Source organism: Sphingobium yanoikuyae, assembly GCF_013001025.1.
GTDB lineage: Bacteria > Pseudomonadota > Alphaproteobacteria > Sphingomonadales > Sphingomonadaceae > Sphingobium > Sphingobium yanoikuyae_A.
Genome location: NZ_CP053021.1, coordinates 1787241 through 1806991, shown reverse-complemented (window position 1 = coordinate 1806991; position 19751 = coordinate 1787241). Strand labels below are relative to the sequence as shown.

At 64.1% G+C, this 19751-nt stretch carries 23 protein-coding genes; 13 read left to right on the top strand and 10 right to left on the bottom strand.

What is annotated here, in order from left to right; translation table 11 throughout:
- Nucleotides 1–47 precede the first annotated feature (47 nt).
- The 6 genes from HH800_RS09080 (at nt 48) to HH800_RS09060 (ending at nt 4134) form a co-directional block, all read left to right on the top strand.
- On the top strand, nt 48–830 hold the full coding sequence (locus tag HH800_RS09080) for an enoyl-CoA hydratase/isomerase family protein (RefSeq protein WP_169860817.1): 783 nt from the start codon (nt 48–50) through the stop codon (nt 828–830).
- Between the two features lie 32 nt (nt 831–862).
- Nucleotides 863–1528 carry an NAD(P)-dependent alcohol dehydrogenase gene (locus tag HH800_RS29480; RefSeq protein ID WP_328805851.1) on the top strand — a complete coding sequence of 222 codons (666 nt, stop codon included), beginning with the start codon at nt 863–865 and terminating at the stop codon, nt 1526–1528.
- Between the two features lie 128 nt (nt 1529–1656).
- Nucleotides 1657–1917, top strand: a complete 261-nt coding sequence (locus tag HH800_RS29475) for a hypothetical protein (protein ID WP_328805850.1) — start codon at nt 1657–1659, stop codon at nt 1915–1917.
- A gap of 149 nt (nt 1918–2066) precedes the next feature.
- Entirely contained in the window at nt 2067–2708 is a 642-nt protein-coding gene (locus tag HH800_RS09070) for a TetR/AcrR family transcriptional regulator (RefSeq protein WP_169860816.1), read from the top strand.
- Complete coding sequence (locus HH800_RS09065) at nt 2705–3334, top strand: glutathione S-transferase family protein (RefSeq protein WP_169860815.1); 630 nt, start codon at nt 2705–2707, stop codon at nt 3332–3334. Before HH800_RS09070 ends, HH800_RS09065 begins: the two co-directional genes overlap by 4 nt.
- An 11-nt stretch (nt 3335–3345) precedes the next feature.
- Complete coding sequence (locus HH800_RS09060) at nt 3346–4134, top strand: enoyl-CoA hydratase-related protein (RefSeq protein ID WP_169860814.1); 789 nt, start codon at nt 3346–3348, stop codon at nt 4132–4134.
- Between the two features lie 6 nt (nt 4135–4140).
- Here HH800_RS09060 and HH800_RS09055 read toward each other — a convergent pair whose 3' ends face one another.
- The 5 genes from HH800_RS09055 to HH800_RS09035 all read right to left on the bottom strand — a co-directional run bounded on the left by HH800_RS09055 (nt 4141) and on the right by HH800_RS09035 (nt 8637).
- On the bottom strand, nt 4141–4953 hold the full coding sequence (locus HH800_RS09055; protein ID WP_169860813.1) for an acyl-CoA thioesterase: 813 nt from the start codon (nt 4951–4953) through the stop codon (nt 4141–4143).
- Between the two features lie 13 nt (nt 4954–4966).
- Nucleotides 4967–5446 carry a PaaI family thioesterase gene (locus tag HH800_RS09050; protein ID WP_169860812.1) on the bottom strand — a complete coding sequence of 160 codons (480 nt, stop codon included), beginning with the start codon at nt 5444–5446 and terminating at the stop codon, nt 4967–4969.
- Between the two features lie 13 nt (nt 5447–5459).
- Nucleotides 5460–6254, bottom strand: a complete 795-nt coding sequence (locus HH800_RS09045; protein WP_169860811.1) for an SDR family oxidoreductase — start codon at nt 6252–6254, stop codon at nt 5460–5462.
- A gap of 185 nt (nt 6255–6439) precedes the next feature.
- A complete protein-coding gene (locus HH800_RS09040; protein WP_066856868.1) occupies nt 6440–7603 on the bottom strand; it encodes an acetyl-CoA C-acetyltransferase in 1164 nt (387 codons plus the stop codon).
- A gap of 50 nt (nt 7604–7653) precedes the next feature.
- Nucleotides 7654–8637 carry an NAD(P)H-dependent flavin oxidoreductase gene (locus HH800_RS09035; protein WP_066856871.1) on the bottom strand — a complete coding sequence of 328 codons (984 nt, stop codon included), beginning with the start codon at nt 8635–8637 and terminating at the stop codon, nt 7654–7656.
- A gap of 127 nt (nt 8638–8764) precedes the next feature.
- Here HH800_RS09035 and HH800_RS09030 point away from each other — a divergent pair, with 127 nt between their 5' ends.
- From HH800_RS09030 to HH800_RS09010, 5 genes are read left to right on the top strand one after another with little or no spacing between them, the layout of a single operon-like run.
- Nucleotides 8765–9736, top strand: a complete 972-nt coding sequence (locus HH800_RS09030; RefSeq protein WP_169860810.1) for an NAD(P)H-dependent flavin oxidoreductase — start codon at nt 8765–8767, stop codon at nt 9734–9736.
- Nucleotides 9733–10164, top strand: a complete 432-nt coding sequence (locus tag HH800_RS09025; protein ID WP_066856877.1) for a nuclear transport factor 2 family protein — start codon at nt 9733–9735, stop codon at nt 10162–10164. The genes HH800_RS09030 and HH800_RS09025 overlap by 4 nt, the downstream gene beginning before the upstream one ends.
- 11 nt (nt 10165–10175) lie before the next feature.
- A complete protein-coding gene (locus tag HH800_RS09020; protein WP_169860809.1) occupies nt 10176–10955 on the top strand; it encodes an enoyl-CoA hydratase-related protein in 780 nt (259 codons plus the stop codon).
- Nucleotides 10955–11944 (top strand): NADPH:quinone oxidoreductase family protein, encoded by a 990-nt coding sequence (locus tag HH800_RS09015; protein ID WP_169860808.1) that lies wholly within the window; start codon nt 10955–10957, stop codon nt 11942–11944. The genes HH800_RS09020 and HH800_RS09015 overlap by 1 nt, the downstream gene beginning before the upstream one ends.
- A complete protein-coding gene (locus HH800_RS09010; RefSeq protein WP_169860807.1) occupies nt 11941–12729 on the top strand; it encodes an alpha/beta fold hydrolase in 789 nt (262 codons plus the stop codon). Before HH800_RS09015 ends, HH800_RS09010 begins: the two co-directional genes overlap by 4 nt.
- 5 nt (nt 12730–12734) lie before the next feature.
- On the opposite strand, the gene HH800_RS09005 is transcribed toward HH800_RS09010, so the two are convergent.
- From HH800_RS09005 to HH800_RS08990, 4 genes are all read right to left on the bottom strand, one after another.
- The gene (locus HH800_RS09005; protein WP_169860806.1) at nt 12735–13814 is read right to left on the bottom strand and encodes a DUF2889 domain-containing protein; all 1080 of its coding nucleotides are present in this window, start codon (nt 13812–13814) and stop codon (nt 12735–12737) included.
- Nucleotides 13811–14881: an acyl-CoA dehydrogenase family protein gene (locus HH800_RS09000; RefSeq protein ID WP_169860805.1), complete on the bottom strand. Its 1071-nt coding sequence runs from the start codon at nt 14879–14881 to the stop codon at nt 13811–13813. The genes HH800_RS09005 and HH800_RS09000 overlap by 4 nt, the downstream gene beginning before the upstream one ends.
- The gene (locus HH800_RS08995) at nt 14878–16074 is read right to left on the bottom strand and encodes an acyl-CoA dehydrogenase family protein (RefSeq protein WP_169860804.1); all 1197 of its coding nucleotides are present in this window, start codon (nt 16072–16074) and stop codon (nt 14878–14880) included. Before HH800_RS08995 ends, HH800_RS09000 begins: the two co-directional genes overlap by 4 nt.
- A 160-nt stretch (nt 16075–16234) precedes the next feature.
- The gene (locus HH800_RS08990; RefSeq protein WP_169863280.1) at nt 16235–17032 is read right to left on the bottom strand and encodes an enoyl-CoA hydratase-related protein; all 798 of its coding nucleotides are present in this window, start codon (nt 17030–17032) and stop codon (nt 16235–16237) included.
- Nucleotides 17033–17236: 204 nt separating this feature from the next.
- On the opposite strand from HH800_RS08990, the gene HH800_RS08985 reads away from it, so the two are divergent.
- Together HH800_RS08985 and HH800_RS08980 are read left to right on the top strand one after the other, a co-directional pair.
- Nucleotides 17237–17668: a Zn-ribbon domain-containing OB-fold protein gene (locus HH800_RS08985; RefSeq protein WP_169860803.1), complete on the top strand. Its 432-nt coding sequence runs from the start codon at nt 17237–17239 to the stop codon at nt 17666–17668.
- Nucleotides 17665–18852 carry a thiolase family protein gene (locus HH800_RS08980; RefSeq protein WP_169860802.1) on the top strand — a complete coding sequence of 396 codons (1188 nt, stop codon included), beginning with the start codon at nt 17665–17667 and terminating at the stop codon, nt 18850–18852. The genes HH800_RS08985 and HH800_RS08980 overlap by 4 nt, the downstream gene beginning before the upstream one ends.
- A 13-nt stretch (nt 18853–18865) precedes the next feature.
- On the opposite strand, the gene HH800_RS08975 is transcribed toward HH800_RS08980, so the two are convergent.
- Nucleotides 18866–19750, bottom strand: a complete 885-nt coding sequence (locus tag HH800_RS08975) for an HpcH/HpaI aldolase/citrate lyase family protein (RefSeq protein WP_169860801.1) — start codon at nt 19748–19750, stop codon at nt 18866–18868.
- Between the last annotated feature and the right edge of the window lies 1 nt (nt 19751).

Below are 19751 nucleotides of genomic sequence, written 5' to 3'. Positions count from 1 at the left end.
ACTATGTCGGGCAAGAGCAGCGCAGCCATCGACAGGAGTGCCATGCCATGACCGATCTCGTCACCGGAACGCTTGAAGGCGGGCTTGCCACCATCACACTCGACCGGCCCGAAGCGGGCAACGCGATGAGCTGGGAGTTGGTCGATACGTTCAGCGCGGTAGTCGAGCGGCTGACGGCGACGCCGGCCGTGCGCGCGTTCCTGATCCGGGGGGAAGGCAAAAATTTCTGCGTCGGCGGCGACATTCGCAGCTTTGCCAGCGAAAGCGACCCTGCCGACTTCATCGGGCGTCTGGCGCGGCGTCTGCACGTCGGCCTCGCCCTGCTTGCCGCACATCCAGCCCCGCTGGTCATCGCAGCCCAGGGGGCGGCCGCGGGTGCGGGCCTGAGCCTTGTTGCCAGCGGGGATATCGTGCTGGTGGGACAATCCGCTTCCTTTGCCATGGCCTATACCGGGATCGGCCTGACCGCCGATGGCGGCGCGACCTGGCTGTTGCCGCGGCTGATCGGACTGCGCGCAACGCAGGAACTGGCCTATCTGGGGCGGCGGCTGACCGCGCAGGAGGCAGTGGATCTGGGCCTGGCAACCCGCATGGTCGCCGACGAAGCGCTGGCGGACGAGGCCACTGTCGTGGCCACCCGGATCGCAGCAGGGCCGACCGGCGCCTTTGGCGGCGTGAAGCGACTATTGGCGCGAAGCTATGAGGCGACCCTGCACGATCATCTGGATGCCGAAGCTGCGGCGATCGCCATTGCAATGGCCGGCGCGGATGCTCAGGAGGGCGTCGCCGCCTTCCTGGAGCGGCGCAAGCCGGCGTTCCGCGGCGCGTAGCTGTACCTGTCCACCAAATCGGGAGAATGACCATGACCCATGCGACGGGCTATGCCGCCCTGTCGGCCGAAAGCCCAATGGCGCCATTCACCTTCGAGCGGCGCGCGCTGCGCGCCGACGACGTGCGGCTGGACATCCGCTATTGTGGCGTATGCCATTTCGACTTGCACCAGGCGCGTGACGATTGGCATAACAGCGTCTGTCCGTGCGTGCCAGGGCATGAGATCATCGGGACGGTCACCGAGGTCGGCCCGGACGTCACGCGGTTCCAGATTGGCGACTTGGCAGCGATCGGCTGCATGGTCGATAGTTGCATGGCATGTCCAGAATGCGTGCGCGGGCCGGAGCAATATTGCGTCAAGCGTTCCACGCCGACCTATAATGGCAAGGACCGGATGGACGGATCGCCGACCTATGGCGGCTATTCCGACCATATCGTCGCGCGCGAACAGTTCGTGCTGAAACTGCCCGAAGGTCTGGATCCCGAGCGCGCCGCACCGCTGCTCTGCGCGGGCATCACGACCTGGTCGCCGCTGCGGCACTGGAAAGTCGGTCCGGGAAGCCGGGTGGCGGTCGCAGGACTAGGTGGCCTGGGCCATATGGGCGTCAAACTGGCCGTCGGGCTGGGCGCCGAAGTGACCGTCGTGACGACATCCCCCGCCAAGTCGGCCGATGCTCTGGCGCTGGGCGCGCACTAGGTTCTGATCGCATCGGACAAAGAGGCGATGAAGGCAGCCAGGGGCAGTTTCGACCTGGTGCTCGACACGATCCCAGTGGCGCACGACATCAGCCGCTATCTGATGCTGCTGGCGCCCGGAGCGTTCATGTGACCGTTGGCGCAATCGACATGGTACCCTCGCTCCATAGCGGCCTGCTGGTCGGCGGGCAGAAATCGGTGGCGGGGTCGGCGATTGGCGGCCTGCCCGAAACGCAGGAATTACTGAACTTCTGCGCTGCCAAGACCATCCTGCCCGAAACCGAAACCATCGCCATCCAGGACATAAACCACGCCTTCGAACGTATGGAGAAGGCCGACGTCAAATATCGCTTCGTCATCGATATGGCATCATTGGGTCGGGGAAGCTGATACAATATCATAAATTTGTAGCGATTGCCGATACGAGCCAGGGAATATCCTGCTATGCGAGGATCATGGGGAAGAAACAGATAGACGTCATGTCGCCGCCGTCGGACAATAGTCGCAGCATCGAAACGGGCGCATTCGGCCGACCGGCCATGGGCGCCCAGCCGATCGCGGACCCGGTCCTGAATGCCGCGGCGAGTTGCATTCGGCGCAAAGGCATCGACAATGTGTCATTGGAGGAAGTGGCTGCGGAGGCCGGCGTGTCCCGCACGACCCTGTACCGCCGGTTCGGCAATCGCGAGTCCCTGTTCACAGCGTTGCTGATGGAGGGCGCAAAGCCGTTTCGCGAATGGTCGCACAAAATTCTGATCGGTCCCGGGTCCGTAGCGGACCGACTGGAAACGGTACTGGCGCACGCCATCCTGGAAATGCAGCATGTCGGGTGGCTCGATCGCAGCCTGCATTCGGGCATGTCGCCCGCAAGTGCCCGATTGTTCCGAGCCGCGCAGGCGGACGGATCGACCGGCAGCATCGCTTCGGTGCTGGCGTCGTTGATCGACGAACGGGCGACGGCTGCGGGGGTGACGCTGGACGATCTGACCGGGTGGATCACCGACCAGATGATCGTCCTCGCCAGCGGCGAGATGTGGGACGAAGAGAGATTACGGAGCCGGCTGCGCTACTTCGTGATGCCTGTGCTGACCGCTGCCTGCGAACCCCCGGTTGCCGCCATGCATGAGCGGCTCGATGCCATTGAACGCAAAATCGACATTTTGATGGAGAAGGGTGCATGATTAAGGTCCACCACCTCGACTATTCGCGCTCGACCCGCATCCTCTGGTTGCTGGAGGAATTGGGCGAACCTTATGAACTGACGACCTACCACCGCGATCCCAGCACGTTTCGAGCGCCAGCCGAACTCAAACAGGCACACCCGCTGGGTAAGTCACCCGTCATCGAGCATGACGGCGCAGTGATCGCGGAATCGGGGGCTATCCTGGAATATCTTGCCGCAAAACTGGGCGACGGACGGTTGGGCAGGTCGCCCGCCGACGCTGACTGGGGGGAATATCTGGAATGGCTGCACGCGGGCGAAGGCACCGCCATGATGGGCGTTGTCATGCTGATGCTGGTGCGCGGCTGCGACAAGACGTCACGCGCGAGCGCCTATGGGCTGGAAGTCGTCGACGGGGCGATGGCGGAGATCGAGGCCAAGCTCGACGGGCGAGATTATCTGCTGGCGTCCGGCTTCAGCGCCGCCGACATTCAATTCGGCTATGTCGTGGCGGTAGCTGACCAGTTCGGCGCGGTGGGCGACCGGCCACGGCTGCGCGCCTGGCTGGCGCGAGTGACTGCCCGCCCGGCCTATATTGCCGCCGTCGAAAAGGGCGGTCCATGGCTGCTGCCTATTTCGCGTTGATCGGGACCCGCATGGCTTACGAACATATCGACTTCGCCATCACCGACGGCATCGCCACGCTGGCAATCAACCGGCCGGAAAAGCTCAATGCGCTGTCGCAACAATCGCTCGACGAGATGATGCACGCGCTAGATCGCGTCGCGGATGAAGGCGCGCGCGTTCTGCTGATGAGCGGGAACGGCCGGGCTTTCTGTTCGGGCGCGGATCTGTCTGCCGGCGGGCGCGGCGGCGGGGATGCCGCGCGCGACATGGGCGCCGGACTGGAAAGCGGGTTCAATCCCGTGCTCGAGCGGCTCGTGCGCCTGCCCTGTCCGCTGGTGACCGCAGTGAACGGCGCGGCGGCGGGCGGAGGATGCGGCTATGCGCTGGCTGGCGACATCGTCATCGCCGGGCGATCGGCCTATTTCCTGCAGCCCTTCGCCAATATCGGGCTGGTGCCCGACGTCGGGGCGACATGGTTGCTGCCACGCCTGGCCGGCAAGGCAAGGGCGACCGCGATGATGATGCTGGGCGAGCGTATTCCAGCCGACCTCGCACTGGAATGGGGGTTGATCTATCAGGTGGTCGAGGATGCGGCGCTGATGGAAACGGCCCGATTGATCGCCGCGCGGCTGGCGACCGGCCCCACCGTCGCCTATGGCCTGATGCGCAGGGGGATCGCAATGGCTATGAACCAGTCACTGACGGATACGCTGCGGATGGAACGCATTCACCAGCGCGAGGCGGGGCGGACCGCCGATCATGCCGAGGGCGTCGCTGCGTTCCTGGAAAAACGCAAGCCGGTGTTCCGCGGCACCTGACAGTCGTCAGGCGCCGCGCATCCGGATCATGGCTTCCTGTGCGACCGATGCGACCAGCAGGCCGTCGCCGTCGTAAATCGTGCCCCGGCTGAGGCCACGCTCGCCCGCGCTGATGGGCGTATCCAGCTCACACAGATGCCAGCGCGTGAAGTCGAACGGGCGATGGAACCAGAGGCTATGGTCGAGGCTGGTGAATTGAAAGCCGGGCGTGCGCCAGGTCACAGGATGCGGCTGGACGATGGTGGGCAGTTGGGGGAAGTCCGACGCATAGGCGAGCGCCGCCTGGTGCATCGCGATATCGTTCCCCAGCGGCAAGGCACTGCGGAACCACATGGCGTGGCGGGGCGGGCGAATTCCGTCTTCCATGCCGGGGCGCGGCACCCGGATGTTGCGCAGTTGCAGGCCGACGGCCTCGCCCCGCAGGTCGTCGTCATACAGGTCGTCCGCATCGGGCAGGTCAGCGGCGCGCGTGAATTGATGGTCGAATGTGCCATCGGCCGGCGCCTGAAAGGACGCCGCCAGGTTCAATATCTGCCGTCCGTCCTGAAGCGCGATAACCCGCCGCGTCGCGAACATGCCACCGTCGCGCGCGCGATCAACCTCGAACAGGATCGGCTTCGTGACATCGCCGGGATGGATGAAATAGGCGTGCAGCGAATGGCACGCTCGCCCTGCGACCGTTGCGGCGGCAGCCATGAGGGCCAGGGCCACCACACTGCCGCCGAAGATGCGTGACGCGTCAGGCTCAGGCGGCCACCCGCGGAAGCTGTCGTGCCCACAGGGTTCGAGCGTCAATATTTCAACAAGCGAACGGCTCATGCAGCGCTCGGCATCATGGCAGCGGGCCGGTCTGCTCGAGGTCGATGGGCGGTGCAGGGGGGCCGATGCGGAATATGCCGCTGCCGCGCGCGGTCAATTCGCCATTCACCTCCAGCGTCCCTTGAATGAAGACCATGCGCTTGGTCGTGCGCAAGACCTGCGCCCGTCCTTCGACCCAATCTCCCAGCTTCGGACCGGTCAGATAGTCGATGCCCATCTGAACGGTCAGCAGGAAGCGTTCCTCGAACCCCGCCACATAGCGCGCCGTCAGTGGCAGCACGATGTCGAACATCGTCGCCACCCATCCGCCATGCGCGATACCCATGGGATTGCACAGATGCGGCAGGATGCGGCACCCGAACGTGACTTCGCCATCGGCACGGCGTGCATAGACCGGACCGTTATGGCCCAGAAAGCCATCGGAAAAGGATATAGGGACGAAACCGGGCGGCGGATCTTGCGCCGCCGCCCTTTCCTGCAAGCTTTGCGCCATAGGGACGGGGCGCTTAGCGCGGCGGCATTCGGATGGCGCCATCAATGCGCAGGTTCTGGCCGTTGAAATAGCTGTTCCTGACCAGTTCGACGATCAGCGAACCAAACTCTTCCGGCTTGCCGAGACGCTTGGGGAAGGGCACCGACTTTTCCAGATTGTCGAAGATCTGCGGCGCCGTGTCCTTGACCCCCAACATGGGCGGGGTGGCAAAGATGCCCGGCATGACCGAATTGACGCGGATGCCCAGTTCCATCAGGTCACGCGCCATCGGCAGGACCAGGCCATTGACGCCAGCCTTGAGCGACCCATAGGCCACCTGACCAACCTGACCGTCCTGCGCCGCTGCCGAGCTGGTCAGCACGATCGCGCCGCGCTCGCCATCTTCGTTCAGCGGCTCGGCGGAGGCCATGCCCAACGCCGAAATCGACGCCATGCGATAGCTGGCGATCAGGATGCCCTGCGCGCCAAACGCATAATCTTCCGTCGACAGCCGCTTGAAGCCACCGGTGTCGCGGTCGCGGGCAACCGTCTTGCCGCCCTTCGACACCTGCGCGCAATGAATCAGCGCCCGCTCCTGCCCATGGGCGGCGCGCGCCTTTTCAAAGCCGGCCAGCACCGAATCCTCGTCCAGAATGTTCACCTTGCAGAACAGGCCGCCGATGTCGCGCGCGACGGCCTCACCCGCTTCCTCGTTCAGATCGAAGATCGCAACCTTCATACCCGCATCGGCGAGCGCCTTGGCCGATGCCTTGCCCAAGCCTGATGCGCCGCCGGTAACAATTGCGGCCAATTCATTCGTGATCTGCATGGCGAAACGCCCCTTTTCGTAAGAATCTATCAACAACCTATATAACTAGGTTTGCTACTGGTAAAGCCTGCTCAGACCAGCCCCTCAAAGTCATCGCACCTTGTAAAAAAGCCGACGCTCCCTTGCACCGGAGCGCCGGCTCAGCTTTGGGAGAGGAGATATGGCCAGGCCGTTCTCCCTCCCGTTCAGAGCGCCTCGACGATGGTGACGTTGGCGACACCGCCGCCTTCGCACATCGTCTGGAGCCCGTATTTCTTGCCCTGCGCCTTGAGCGCGTAAACGAGCGTCGTCATCAATTTCGTACCCGACGCGCCCAGCGGGTGGCCCAGCGCGATCGCGCCACCATTGACGTTGAGCTTGGCGGGGTCGGCATCCTGGTGCTTGAGCCAGGCCATCGGCACCGGGGCGAAGGCTTCGTTGACTTCATACAGGTCGATGTCGCCGATCTTGAGACCCGAGCGGGCAAAAGCCTTGTCGGTCGCGAACAGCGGCTCTTCGAGCATGACCACCGGGTCGCCGGCGGTCACGGTCATGTTCACAATGCGCGCCAGCGGGGTCAGGCCATATTCCTTGACCGCCTTTTCAGATGCGATCATCACCGCCGATGCGCCGTCGGTGATCTGGCTCGACGTCGCGGCGGTAATGACGCCGCCTTCGACCAACAGCTTGACCGCCGCCATACCTTCTGGCGAGGCGTCCCAGCGGATGCCTTCGTCGATCGTGTGCATTTCGCTGACGCCATCGGCGCCGACTATCTCCAGCGGCAGAATTTCCGCATCGAACGCCCCCGCCTTGGTCGCGCGCTGGGCGCGCAAGTGGCTTTCCAGACCATAGGCGTCCAGCATGTCACGGGTGAAGCCCCATTTCTTCGCGATCATCTCCGCACCGCCGAACTGGCTGAAGTTCTGGATGCCGAACCGGTCCTTGATCGAGGCCGGGAGCGGGTCGGATCCTTCGGGCGAGAGGGCGGCCGACCCCATGGGCACACGCGTCATGCTTTCGGTGCCTGCCGCGATGACGATGTCCTGCGTGCCCGACATGACCGCCTGCGCCGCAAACTGGATCGCCTGTTGCGAGGAACCGCACTGGCGATCAATGGTGACCGCCGGCACGCTGAGCGGCAGGCCGGACGCCAGCACGCAGTGTCGGCCGACATGCAGAGCCTGCTCGCCCGCCTGGGTAACGCAACCAACGATGACGTCGTCCACAGCTTCGCCCGGCACGCCGGCCCGCGCGACGACCGCGTCGAGGACCTTTGCGCCGAGATCGACCGGGTGCCAGCCGGCAAGGCGGCCACGGCGACGTCCACCGGCGGTACGGACGGCGGCTACGATATATGCTTCTGCCACTTCACTTGCTCCTGAAAGGGATGGGATGGAATAGGATGGGACGTCGGCGGTCAGCCCGCCAACATGCCCGACAGGCGAGTGTTCACGATCGCCGTGGCGTCAGCCACGATACGGTCGATCAGTTCCCGACAGGTCGGGATGTCGTGGATCAGGCCTTGGATCATGCCGGCCCAGAAGATGCCGGCATCCATGTCACCCTCTTCCAGGACCACCCGGCCCTTGGCCCCGGCCACATAAGCCTGCACGTCCTTGAAGGTCGCGTCCGGCTGCGCCAGGATTTCGACAACCTTGTCCGACACCGCGCTCTTGCCGACGCGGGCGGTGTTGTGGAGCTTGCGGAAAATCAGATTCGTGCCGCGCTCGTCATTATCGATATAGGCCTGCTTCACATTGGGATGGATTGGCGCCTCGACAGTGGCGCAGAAGCGCGTACCCATGTTGATGCCCTCCGCACCCAGCGCCAGCGCTGCGACCAGGCCACGCCCGTCGCCAAAACCGCCCGATGCGAGCATGGGGATCGTAACCTTGTCGGCTGCGGCGGGGATCAGGATCAGGCCGGGAATGTCATCCTCGCCCGGATGCCCTGCACATTCGAAACCGTCGATCGAGATCGCGTCCACACCCTTCTTCTGGGCGGACACGGCATGACGCACGGCCGTGCATTTGTGGATGATACGAACATCTGCCGCCTTGAACATTTCCCAGATTTCCGCGACCGCAGGCGTGCCGGCAGTTTCGACCGCCTTGATCCCCATGTCGATGATCGCCTTCGCATAGGCCTTGTAATCAGGTGCGTTGATCGTCGGGAAGACGGTCATGTTCACGCCGAAGGGCTTGTCGGTCATCGACCGGCAACGCTCGATCTCCTTCTTGAGGTCATCGGGCGTGGGTTGGGTAAGGCCGGTCAGGATCCCGAAGCCGCCCGCATTGGACACCGCGGACGCCAGTTCTGCGCGGCCCACGCCCTGCATACCGCCCTGAACGATAGGATGTTCGATGCCGAGCATCTCGGTGATACGTGTCTTGAAAGCCATATGTTTGCCCGCCCCGCTCCACTTTTGCTGCAAAGCCCCTCGACGGGCTTATCGCACCTAGTTACCTATGATGTGGAAAAAGCGCTAGCCACTTTGGTGCGCCACGACAATGGGGAAGGATGACGGCATGTCCATCGACTGGTCACAACTGGCATTGCCGGTGATGCAGGCACCGATGCTGATCTGTTCCAGCCTGGAACTGGTGATTGCGTCGTGTCGCGCAGGAATTATCGGAGCCTTTCCGAGCGGCAACCCGCGCGGCGGTCATAGTCTCGACAGCTGGCTGTCGGCGATTCGCGAAGCGGAGGCCGAATCGCTGGACAAGGGCGAGCGCTTCGCCCCCTTCTGCGTCAATCTGCTCGCCAGCCGCGCGATCGACCAGAAGACCCGCGCCGACCGGCTCGCGACCTGCCGCAAGGCCAGGGTGCCACTGATCCTGACCAATCTGGGCGACCCCCGCGCCGAAGTCGAAGCCGCGCACGAATGGGGCGGCATCGTTTTCCACGATGTGACCACCATGAAGTTCGCGGAAAAGGCAATCGCATCGGGCGTCGATGGGTTGATGCTGGTCAGCGGCGGTGCGGGCGGCCATGCCGGCACGCTCAACCCCTTTTCCTTTCTGCCGCAGGTGCGGCGCATGTTCGACGGCACGATCATGCTGGCGGGCGGCATCGCCGACGGCAACGGGATCGCGGCAGCGCTGGCGCTGGGCGCGGACCTGGTGGTGATGGGCACGCGATTCATCGCAACGAAGGAATCAGGGACGTTCGACGCGCACAAGACTATGCTGGTCGAGTCGCGCGCTGAGGACGTGCTGTTCACCGACGCCATCGCCGGGATGCCGGCGAGCTTTCTGCGCCCGTCGATGATCGCCAACGGACTGGACCCGGACAAGCTGCCGCCGCCCAAGGGGATGCACAAGCCCGACCTGCCCGAAGGACTGCGCGCATGGAAGCATATCTGGTCAGGCGGACATTCCACAGGACTGATCGACGACGTGCCGAGCGTTGCGGACCTGGTCGGGCGGCTGGGGCAGGAATTTGCGGCGGCGCGCCACCCTGGCGACTGGCGCGCGGCGCTGGCGCGGAGCCTGACATGACCATCGAGGAGATGCTGGACCGCGAGGCGATCCGCCTGCTGATGGCGACCTATACGATCAACGGCGATCGGGGCCGCATCGACGGGCTGGTCGATGCCTTCGCCGATGATGGCATATTGGAGTTTTCGGGCGAACAGAGCCACGGACGGAGCGCGATTGCGCAACGGTTGGGGACGCCGGACCGACCGCGTGACCCGCAGCACAGCTTCACCCGGCACAATCTGACCAGCTCGCTTGTGGAACTGGCGGGCGAAACCGCGACAGGCCGAACCTATTTCCAGGTCATGACCGACATCGGCCTCGATCATCACGGCCATTATGCCGATCGTTTCGAGCGGACGGGCGCGGGTTGGAGGATCGCACATCGCCAAGTGCGGATCGACTGGCAATCGCCCGACTCGCTCTACCCGCCCTTCCCGAAACGCTAAGGAGACGAACCATGGAGTTCATCACCGTCGACAAGGCCGATCGCGTGACCACAGTGACCCTGAACCGCCCAGAGGTAATGAATGCCATCAACGGTCGGATGCATCATGAATTGCAGGCCGCGTTCGATGATTTCGCCAGCGACTACGAACAGTTCGTTTGCATCGTAACAGGCGCGGGCGAGCGCGCCTTTTGCGCTGGATCGGACCTGAAGGCCGTGGCCGAGCACGGCGAGCATCCGGTCTATCCGGCCAGCGGCTATGCCGGGCTGATCGAACGGTTCGACTGCGACAAGCCGATCATCGCGGCGGTCAACGGGCTGGCGCTGGGCGGCGGGTTCGAGGTGGCGCTGGCCTGCGACATCATCATCGCGGCGGACCATGCGAGCTTCGGCCTGCCCGAACCGCTCGTCGGCGCGATCGCCTTTGGCGGCGGACTGCACCGACTGGCACGCGAGGTCGGTACGAAGCAGGCGCTGGGCATGATCCTGACATCGCGGCGGGTGAGCGCGCAGGAGGGACTAAGGATGGGCTTCGTGAACGAGGTCGCGCCGCCAGAGGCGTTGATGGCAACGACACATCGCTGGGTCGCGGAGATTTTGCGTGCCTCCCCCATGGCGGTGCGCGCGTCCAAGCAGGTCGTCCATCGCGGGCTGGATGAAGCGAGCCTGGCCGCCGCGCTGGCCAACCAGGCCGATTATCCTGCCTATGTCGCCTGGCGCGAGGCGGAGGACACGAAGGAAGGGCCGCTCGCCTTCGCACAGAAGCGCGCACCACAGTGGAAGGGATGCTGATGAGCCGGGCCGTCGTCATCCGGGCGTTCGGGCCGCCCTCGGGCTTTTCGCTGGAGGAGCATGATCCCGGCGTACCGGGACCCGGAAGGGTCCGCATCGCCATCCGCGCGGCGGGCATCAGTTACGTCGACGTCCTGGTCGCGGCGGGGCTGTACCAGTTGAAGCCCACCCTTCCCTTCGTCCCTGGCAGCGAGTTTTCCGGGGTGATCGAGGCCGTCGGCGAGGGCGTCGATCCCGCACGTATCGGCGAGCGGGTGCTGGGCAGCGCCTTCGGCGCGGCCATCGGTGAAGCTTGCGTCATTCCAGCCAAGCTCGCCCTGCCGCTCCCCGACGCGATGGATTTCGTGACTGCGTCGGTGTTTCGGGTCAGCTACGCCACCGCCTATCATGCGCTGGTGCAACGCGCGCGGCTGCAACCAGAAGAAACGGTCTGCGTGCTAGGTGCAGGCGGCGCGGTCGGCTATGCCGCGATCGAAGTCGCCAAGGCGCTGGGCGCCAGGGTGATCGGATCGGCTTCGACCGCAGACAAACGCGCGTTGGCGACGCGGGGCGGGGCTGACGCGGTGATCGATGCGGCGTCGCCCAGCTGGCGCGACGACCTGAAGGCAGCCAATGCGGGCAAGCCGGTGGACGTGATCGTCGATCCGGTGGGGGGTGAAGCGACCGAACCGGCCTTCCGCTCCCTGGCCTGGAACGGGCGGCATCTGGTCATTGGCTTTGCCGGCGGCTCGATCCCAAGGCTGCCGGTCAATCTCGCGCTGCTGAAGGGCGCTTCGCTGATCGGCGTCGATGTGCGCCAGTTCGGGAATTATGAGCACGCGCTGGCGGAGGCCAATGTGCAGGCGCTGCTCGCCCTTTTCGCACAGGGCAAGCTGCACCCACCCATCGCCCGCACCTATCCGATCGACGATTTCGTCGCTGCAATGGAGGAAGCCCAGCGCGGCGTCACCGCCGGGCGCATCGTCATCACCATGGCCGCGCCACAATGATCCGCACGATCGCGGTAGAGGGCGCGAGGCTGGTCTATGAAGATGTGGGTAGCGGCGATCCGCTTCTGTGCGTTCATGGCTTTGGCGGCAGCCGGGCAAGCTGGGAGCCGATATGGCGGACCATCACTGCCGGTCGGCGGGGACTGAGGCTCGACCAGCGCGGCTTCGGCGAGTCGATCGCGAGCGCTGCTGTGGACTATAGCCACGCCGACGATCTGCTGGCGCTGATGGACGATGCCGGTGTTGCGCGATGCGACCTGATCGGATTTTCGCTGGGGGGTGCGGTATCTCTGCAATTTGCTCTCGATCATCCCGAACGGGTGCGCCGACTGGTGCTGATCGCGCCTGCGCTGTTCGGCTGGGACTGGTCGGAGGCGTGGCGATCCGAATGGCGGGCAGTCACGACTCACGCGCGGGCCGGCGATATGGAGCGCGCGCGCCGTCGATGGCTCGCGCACCCGATGTTCACCGCGGCAATGTGCAATCCTGGACACGCTGCAATCATGCGCGAAGAAATCGCCCTGTTCCCCGGCCGCCAATGGGTCGAGGCAAATGGGCAGCGGCCAACGGGTTCCGACCTTGAACGGATAGACATACTTGCCATGCCCTGTCTGTTGCTCACAGGCGAGCAGGACGTGACCGACCTGCGCGAGATCGCCGACCTGCTGCCTGTGCTGTCGGACCAAGTCCAGCGGCTCGACTATCCCGGCTGCGGCCATATGCTGATGCTGGAGGCCTCCAATCGCGTTGCGGCCGATATCAACAGGTTCCTGGCCACGGGCTGACCATTTCAGCCTTCCAGGGGATCGGGCAGATGGCTCGCCAGCGTCGGCACTTCGGCCAACGCGCGCAGCATGTCGTTGAGATGTGTGCAGCCCGCGGTCTTGCGCAACGTAAGCAACACTTCATTGCGCAGATCAACGAGCGGCACGCCTACAAGTGCGTCGACATTGACCGGCGCGGCGCGACACTCCTTGTACGGCAGGGTGCCCGGTCGCGCGACGACGCTGCGCAAGCACTGGGTTGCGGCGTCGGCCGTCGCAGTGAGTCGATATTCGTGAATCGCGATCCGGTCCCCGCCATCGGGCGCGCTGGCGCTGTCCTGAAAGCCGGATTCGACGTGAATGACATCGCCTTCGCGCCAGACGTCGATGCGCCGGGCACGGCGAAAGTTCACCCCACCCCGATCGATCAGCGGATGCCAGCCATCGGGATCTTCAGGGTTGACCAGCGATGGAACGCGCGAGGCATTCTGGTCCGGAACGGGCCTGCCGACGATGGACAGGGCGTCCGAACCCGGCCGGAAGCCGATGCAGATGCCTTCCATGCGCGCCGCATGGTCTGCTCGTTCCTGCACCGAAAGACGCGACATCCAGTCCTGGGTCCAGCGCGACCAGGCCCAGCCGCCCACCAGCGACGCGCCCGCCAGATCGTCGAGCAGCAGGTAGAGCGGTGTGCCGCCCCGCTTTTCGCCAGGTAGCGCCTTGTCGATTTCCGCGCGCAGATAGCCGCCCGCTCGTGCGCCGGACAATTGGGCAAGTTCGGGACGCGGCGGCGTACTGGTCACCGAAAGCATCACCCGGTGTTCGGCGACCACGTCGATGTGGGCCGTCGCGACGATGGCCGGCTTTGGGACAGGCCCGCCTCCCTGCCATTCCGTAACGATATCGCGCGCATCACCGGCAAAAATCACGTCGCCATCCTGGCCATCCGGCCAGGTCGCGTCGAGCGTCATCGTGCGGCGCACCGATCCCGGCCGGCGCAGGGGAGACGGCCCCCAGGGCTGGCTGACTGGAACGTCGAACAGCGGCAACGGCGCGCCCGAGAGCGCCACGCCGTGGGCCCCCGGTTCAATGGCGATGTCGCTCACCAGCCCGCCAGATCGGCCGCTCGCGCGCGATGCACGGTGGGACTGCCCAGATAAGCGCGATCGAAGAGCGAGCGGCGGAACCAAGTGTTGAGGCTATATTCCCACGTATAGCCGATGCCGCCATGCGCCGCCACCGCGGCGCGGGCCACGGACACGTAGCGATCGGCGATATGCGCCTTGGCCATCGCCGCCGCGCGTGCGGCATCGTCCTGCTGGCTATCCCAGGCATAAGCGGCATACCACATCAGGGCGCGGGCAGGCTCGACCTCCAGCGCCATCTGCGCCAACTGGTGCTTGAGCGCCTGAAAGCGGCCGATCGCGACACCGAACTGTTCACGTTCCTTTGCATAGGCAACGGACAGGTCGAGGCAATATTGCGCGCCGCCGAGCGCGTCGGCCGAGGTCAGCACCAGGGCCGCATCGAAAATGCGCGCAATGCGCGCATCTCCGGGTTCGAACAGGACGGAAGCAGGCGCGCCGTCGAACGTCACGGCGGACAGTCGGCGCGTGCGATCAGCGGACTGCACGGCCTCCACGACGACTCCGGCACCCTTTTCGATCAGCGCCAGCCCGCCGCCCTGCGTGCCAACCAGGATCAGATCCGCCGCATCCGCGCCGGGCACGAAACCGATAACGCCGCTCGCCTTGCCGCCCGCCACTGTCACGGCCCAGCTGTCGGGCAGCCAATTGCCGCCGAACGCCACGGTCGCTACGGTTTCGCCACTGGCGATCTTGCCGAGCCAGGTCTCCCTGGCGTCCGCGTCATCGGCCAGATTGAGCGCCAGCCCCGCGAGGCAATGCTGAAGAACGGGGCCTACCACACCGCCCTGGCCCAAAACTTCGATGCCCATGGCGAGATCGACCAGGCCCAGCCCCGCGCCGCCCACGCTTTCGGGCAAAGCGAGGCCTCCAAGGCCCAGCGCCATCAATGCGTTCCAGCTCTCGCGATCGAAATCGCCGCCGCCATTGACGATCTTTTCAAGTCGTTCGCGCGGCATCGCATCCTCCAGCGTGCCCTTGAGCGCGTCCTGGATCGCCAGTTGCTCTTCGGTCGGATGGAACCTCACTTGTCCGCCTCCATGGCCAGGTCGCGCGGCAGGCCAAGGCCACGCTCCGCGATGATGTTGCGTTGAATATTGGTTGTGCCGCCGGCAATGGAATTGCCAAGCGTGCCCATGATCTGGTCCAGCCATTTTTCCGGGCCACGGCCACGGGTGCCCGCAGAAGCGGGTTCGATCAGCGCATGATCACCGATCAGCTCCTGCGCCAGCAGCGCCATCTCATGCCCGGTTTCAGTCAGCAGCAACTTCATCATGAGGCCGACGAGGCCGGGTTGTTCCTGCGCGGCGGCAAGACTGAACAGACGAAAGCTGGAATAGCGGTGCGCCATCACCCAGCCTTCGATCTTCGTCAGCGCATCACGCACCTTCGCGTCCTTGATCGCAGGCTGGCCGTCAATCTCCATCTCCTGCGCCAGCTCGACCAGCTTGCGGAAGGTGCCACCCAGCGCATCAGCCGAGCCGATGGACGCGCGCTCATGTTTGAGCGTGGTGCGCGAGACATTCCAACCATCGCCCCGCTCGCCAACGATCCAACTCGCCGGGGTCCGGGCATTGTCGAAGAAAAATTCGTAGAAGCCCGCCTCGCCCGTCATCTGGCGGATCGGCCGGCGGGTGACGCCGGGCTGATTCAAGTCCAGCATCAGATAGGAAATGCCGCCATGCTTGGACGCGTTGGGCTCCGTGCGAAACAGGCCGAACATGTGAGTCGCGCGGTCGCCCTGGCTCGTCCAGATCTTCTGCCCGTTGATGACCCATTCGTCACCGACCAGTTCGGCCCGCGTGCGGACCGACGCCAGGTCGGACCCGGTGGCGGGCTCGGAATAGCCCTGCCCCCACATCATGTCGCCGGACATCGTCTGACGGATGAACATGTCCTTCTGCTCGGGCGTGCCCTTTTCCAGCAAGGTTGGGACCAGCATCGACATGCCGTTGCCGCCAATCTCCATCGGAGCACGGGCGCGGGCGAACTCTTCGCGGATGACCTGCGCCTTGACCACGTCGGCCGGCTGCTCCGACCCGCCATATTGTTTTGGAATCGCGCGATAGAGATAGCCCGCGTCCGTCGCCTTGGTCCGGAAATCGCGGATGAAGGCCTTCAACTCATCCTTGCGCCGTTCGCCTGGCTGCCATGCGCCTTTCAGGAAGCTGCGCACCTCCCGGCGAAAGGTCTCGGCGCCTTCCCCATAGCTCAAATCCATCTGACCCATTCTCCCAGGGCTGTCGTTCAATCGCGTTGCCACGTCTGCCATGACACTTCTTATACAACTTAGTCAAATAGCTCTGCACGAGCCGACAGGAAAGTCGGCGATGCAGGGCTACCACGCCACGCATGGCTGACCTGATTGCGGTCTCCGGCGGTCAGGCGCCCTTTGCCTCCTGCATCGCCTTATAGATCTGCGCCGTGACGGTGGTAGACAGCCCCATGTTCAGAGCCTCATGATCCAGCGCGGTTTCGAACGCGCTGTCCTCGGCGATATTGAGGTTCGACTTCATGTACCGATACCCCATGCGCGGACCGTTGGCGAGACGGTGCGCCGCCTTGAGCGTTTCCGCACGCAGCACGGCATCGTCGAAGAGACGGGTGTAGATGCCCTTGGCCAGCGCGGATTCGGCGTCATATTTCTCGCCCAGGAAAAAGATTTCACGCGCGACGCCCGAACCCACTATCTTGGTCCAGAAATAGCTGGAGCCGAAATCGCCACCGGCGCCGATCCGGTCGAATGCAGACAGGAAGGTGGCCGATCGGCCGGCGAACCGCAAATCGCAAGCCCCGGCGATGCCGATCCCCGCGCCTGCCACCGGGCCGTTCACCATCGCGATCGTCGGCTTGGGCATTTCATGCAGCAGGCGGGAGGTTTCCATGTAACCGCGCAGGCGGGCGAACCCCTGCTCCACGCGGCCGCCCACATCATTGTTCGCGGGAAGCGGCTTGTGCCCGCCCCCCTTGAGATCGCCTCCTGCGCAGAAGCCGCGCCCCGCCCCCGTTACGACCACACAGCCCACCGTGGGATCGCGCGCCGCATCGGCGGTCGCGTCGGCCAGCAAGGTCATGATGCCGTCGGCGAGCGCATTGAGTTTGTCGGGCCGGTTCAACGTGATGATGCGAACGCCGCCCTCATTATCCACCAGCACCTCGGGGGCCTGTGCTTCGTCCATCTCTGCCACGCGTCCGGGTCTCCATATGATTTGACGGTCGATGCCTATCATGGTTCACTAGGTGATACAGCATAAAGCGCAAGATACTTGGTTCGCGGGAGGGGAATTTGACGGCGATGACGCACAAACCATCGTGCACGATGGTCCTGCTTGGCGACGGGATTTGCGACAAACTGCTTTTGGCGCAAATGGGGCGGGCGCGCGATGACCGATAAGATCCTCCGTCCGCTGCCCGCGACCGATCGCGACACCCTGCCCTTCTGGACCGGCGGGAAGGATGGCAGGCTGCTGATCGAACGATGTAATGATTGCCATCATCTCATTCATCCGCCGACCGGCTTCTGCCCCCAATGCGAAGGGCGCGATACGGCGCCCCATGCGGTGTCCGGGCGCGCCACGATCGAGAGCTTCACGGTCAATCACAAGCAATGGATGCCCGGCCTCACCGTGCCCTATGTGCTGGCGCTCGTCGCGCTGGAGGAAAGTCCCGAGGTACGACTCGCCACCAATATCGTCGGTTGTGCGCCGCACGAGGTGGAGATCAACATGCCGGTCACGGTGCGCTTCGAGCAGGTGGATGATCTTTGGGTGCCGCTATTTGCGCCCATATCCGCTTCGGTGGAGCATGACGCATGACCGCCTATGCCGAAAAAGAGACTGCGATTACAGGAATCGGGCAGTCGAAAATATCGCGCGGGGCGGACAAGTCTGCGCTTGGCCTGACGATCGACGCGGCTCTGGAGGCGATCGCGGACGCAGGCCTGACCCGCGCCCACATAGACGGCATGGCTACCTGGCCAGGGGACCGGGCGGATGGATCGGGCTTTTCCGATGTCGGCATTCCAGCCTTGCAGGATGCGCTGCGGCTCAAGCTGGGCTGGTATTCCAACGCTGCCGAAACGTCGGGGCAGTTCGGCGCGCTGTTCAACGCGATCGGCGCGATCGCATCCGGACTATGCCGCCACATACTCATATTCCGCACCATGTATGAAGCAACCGCGCGCAAGGCGGGTTTTGCCAACGCGCTGAATAGGCCTGGCGATCGAGTGCGCGGCCCCTTCGCCTGGTATGCGCCCTATCACACCTATGCCGCCGCGGCCCAGCAGGCGCTCATGTTTCAGCGTTACGTCCATGAATCGGGTATCAAGCCCGAGCAGGTCGCACAGATCGCGATCAACGGCCGGCGCAATGCGAGCCGCAATCCTGCGGCCATCTATCGTACGCCGATCGACATGGATGATTATTTCGCCTCTCCGATCATCTCCACGCCGTTGCGCTTGTTCGACTGCGACGTCCCGATCGACGGTTCGACGGCCATAATCCTGAGTCACATCGACGCGGCGCGCGACGGGCCACATCCCGTTACCCATATAGAAGCGATCGGCAGTTCCATGCAGTATCGCAACAGCTGGACCCAACTCGACGCACTCGCCACCCAGGCCCAGCCCAAAGTGGCGCAAATGATGTGGAACCGCACCGACCTCAAGCCCGCCGACGTCGACGTCGCTGAACTTTACGACGGATTCAGCTTCCATACTATCAACTGGTTGGAAAATTTCGGCTTTTGCGGTCGGTATGAAGCGGGTGACTTCATCGGCGACGGCAGCCGCATCGCGCTCGAGGGCGATCTCCCGATCAACACCAACGGCGGCGCGCTGTCCGCCGGACGGATGCACGCCTATGGGCAGGTGCATGAAGCGTGCGTGCAGTTGCGAGGACTGGGTGGCAACCGACAGGTCAATGGCACGCCACGCGTCACAGCGCTATCAACCGCTGGCGGGCCTCTGGCGGGATGTTTCCTGTTGGTGCGTGCCAATTGAGCCGCACCTGCGATCAGCGAAGGCCGGCCTGTTCAAGCAATTTCTGAGCGCGCGACAGAAAGGGCCGGTCGAGCATCCCGCCCCTGTAACCTATGGCGCCGGTGCCCGGACTGGCAGAGAAAAGATCAACGATCGCTTGCGCTTCCGCGATTTCCGCGTCTGTTGGGCTGAACGCTGCGTTGATCACATCCACCTGTGCAGGATGGATCGCCAACATGCCTCGATACCCTTCGCGTCGCACACTTTCCGCCCGCATCTTCAGGCCGTCAAGATCGCGAAAATCGCTCTGTATCGTATCTATCGCCGTCACCCCAGCCGCAGCCACGCCCAAAAGACATAAGGACCGCGCCAGTTCATAGGTAAAACCATAGCTGCCGTCGGAATTTCGATTCGTGGTCGCGCCGAGCGAATCAGCCAGATCCTCACTGCCCCATGTCAGCGCCACGACACGCGGCGCCCCCTTATAGTCGCCGGTATGGAACATCGCTTGGGCAGTTTCAGTCACCAGCGCGATCACCGGGGTCGATCCCGGCGCGATGCCATTCACCGCCTCCAACGCAGAGAGATAATGGTCCAGCCTTTCCACATCCTGCCGTCCGTGAACCTTGGGCAGCATGATCCCGCCGGGCCGTTCGGGCATGATCGCAACCAGATCATCAAGTGTATAAGGTCCATCCAGCGGATTGACCCGGACCCACAATCTTTCGTGCCCGTCCGCCCGCGTCTTCAGAACGGCGCAAACAGTTTGACGAGCGATAGCCTTTTTTTCGGTCGCGACAGCATCTTCCAGGTCGAACAGGACGATGTCGGCCGCACTGTCCACCGCCTTAGCCATTTTGCGATCATCATCGCCCGGCACGAATAGCCAGGACCGCATCGGCAAAAGGGACGCAGCCATG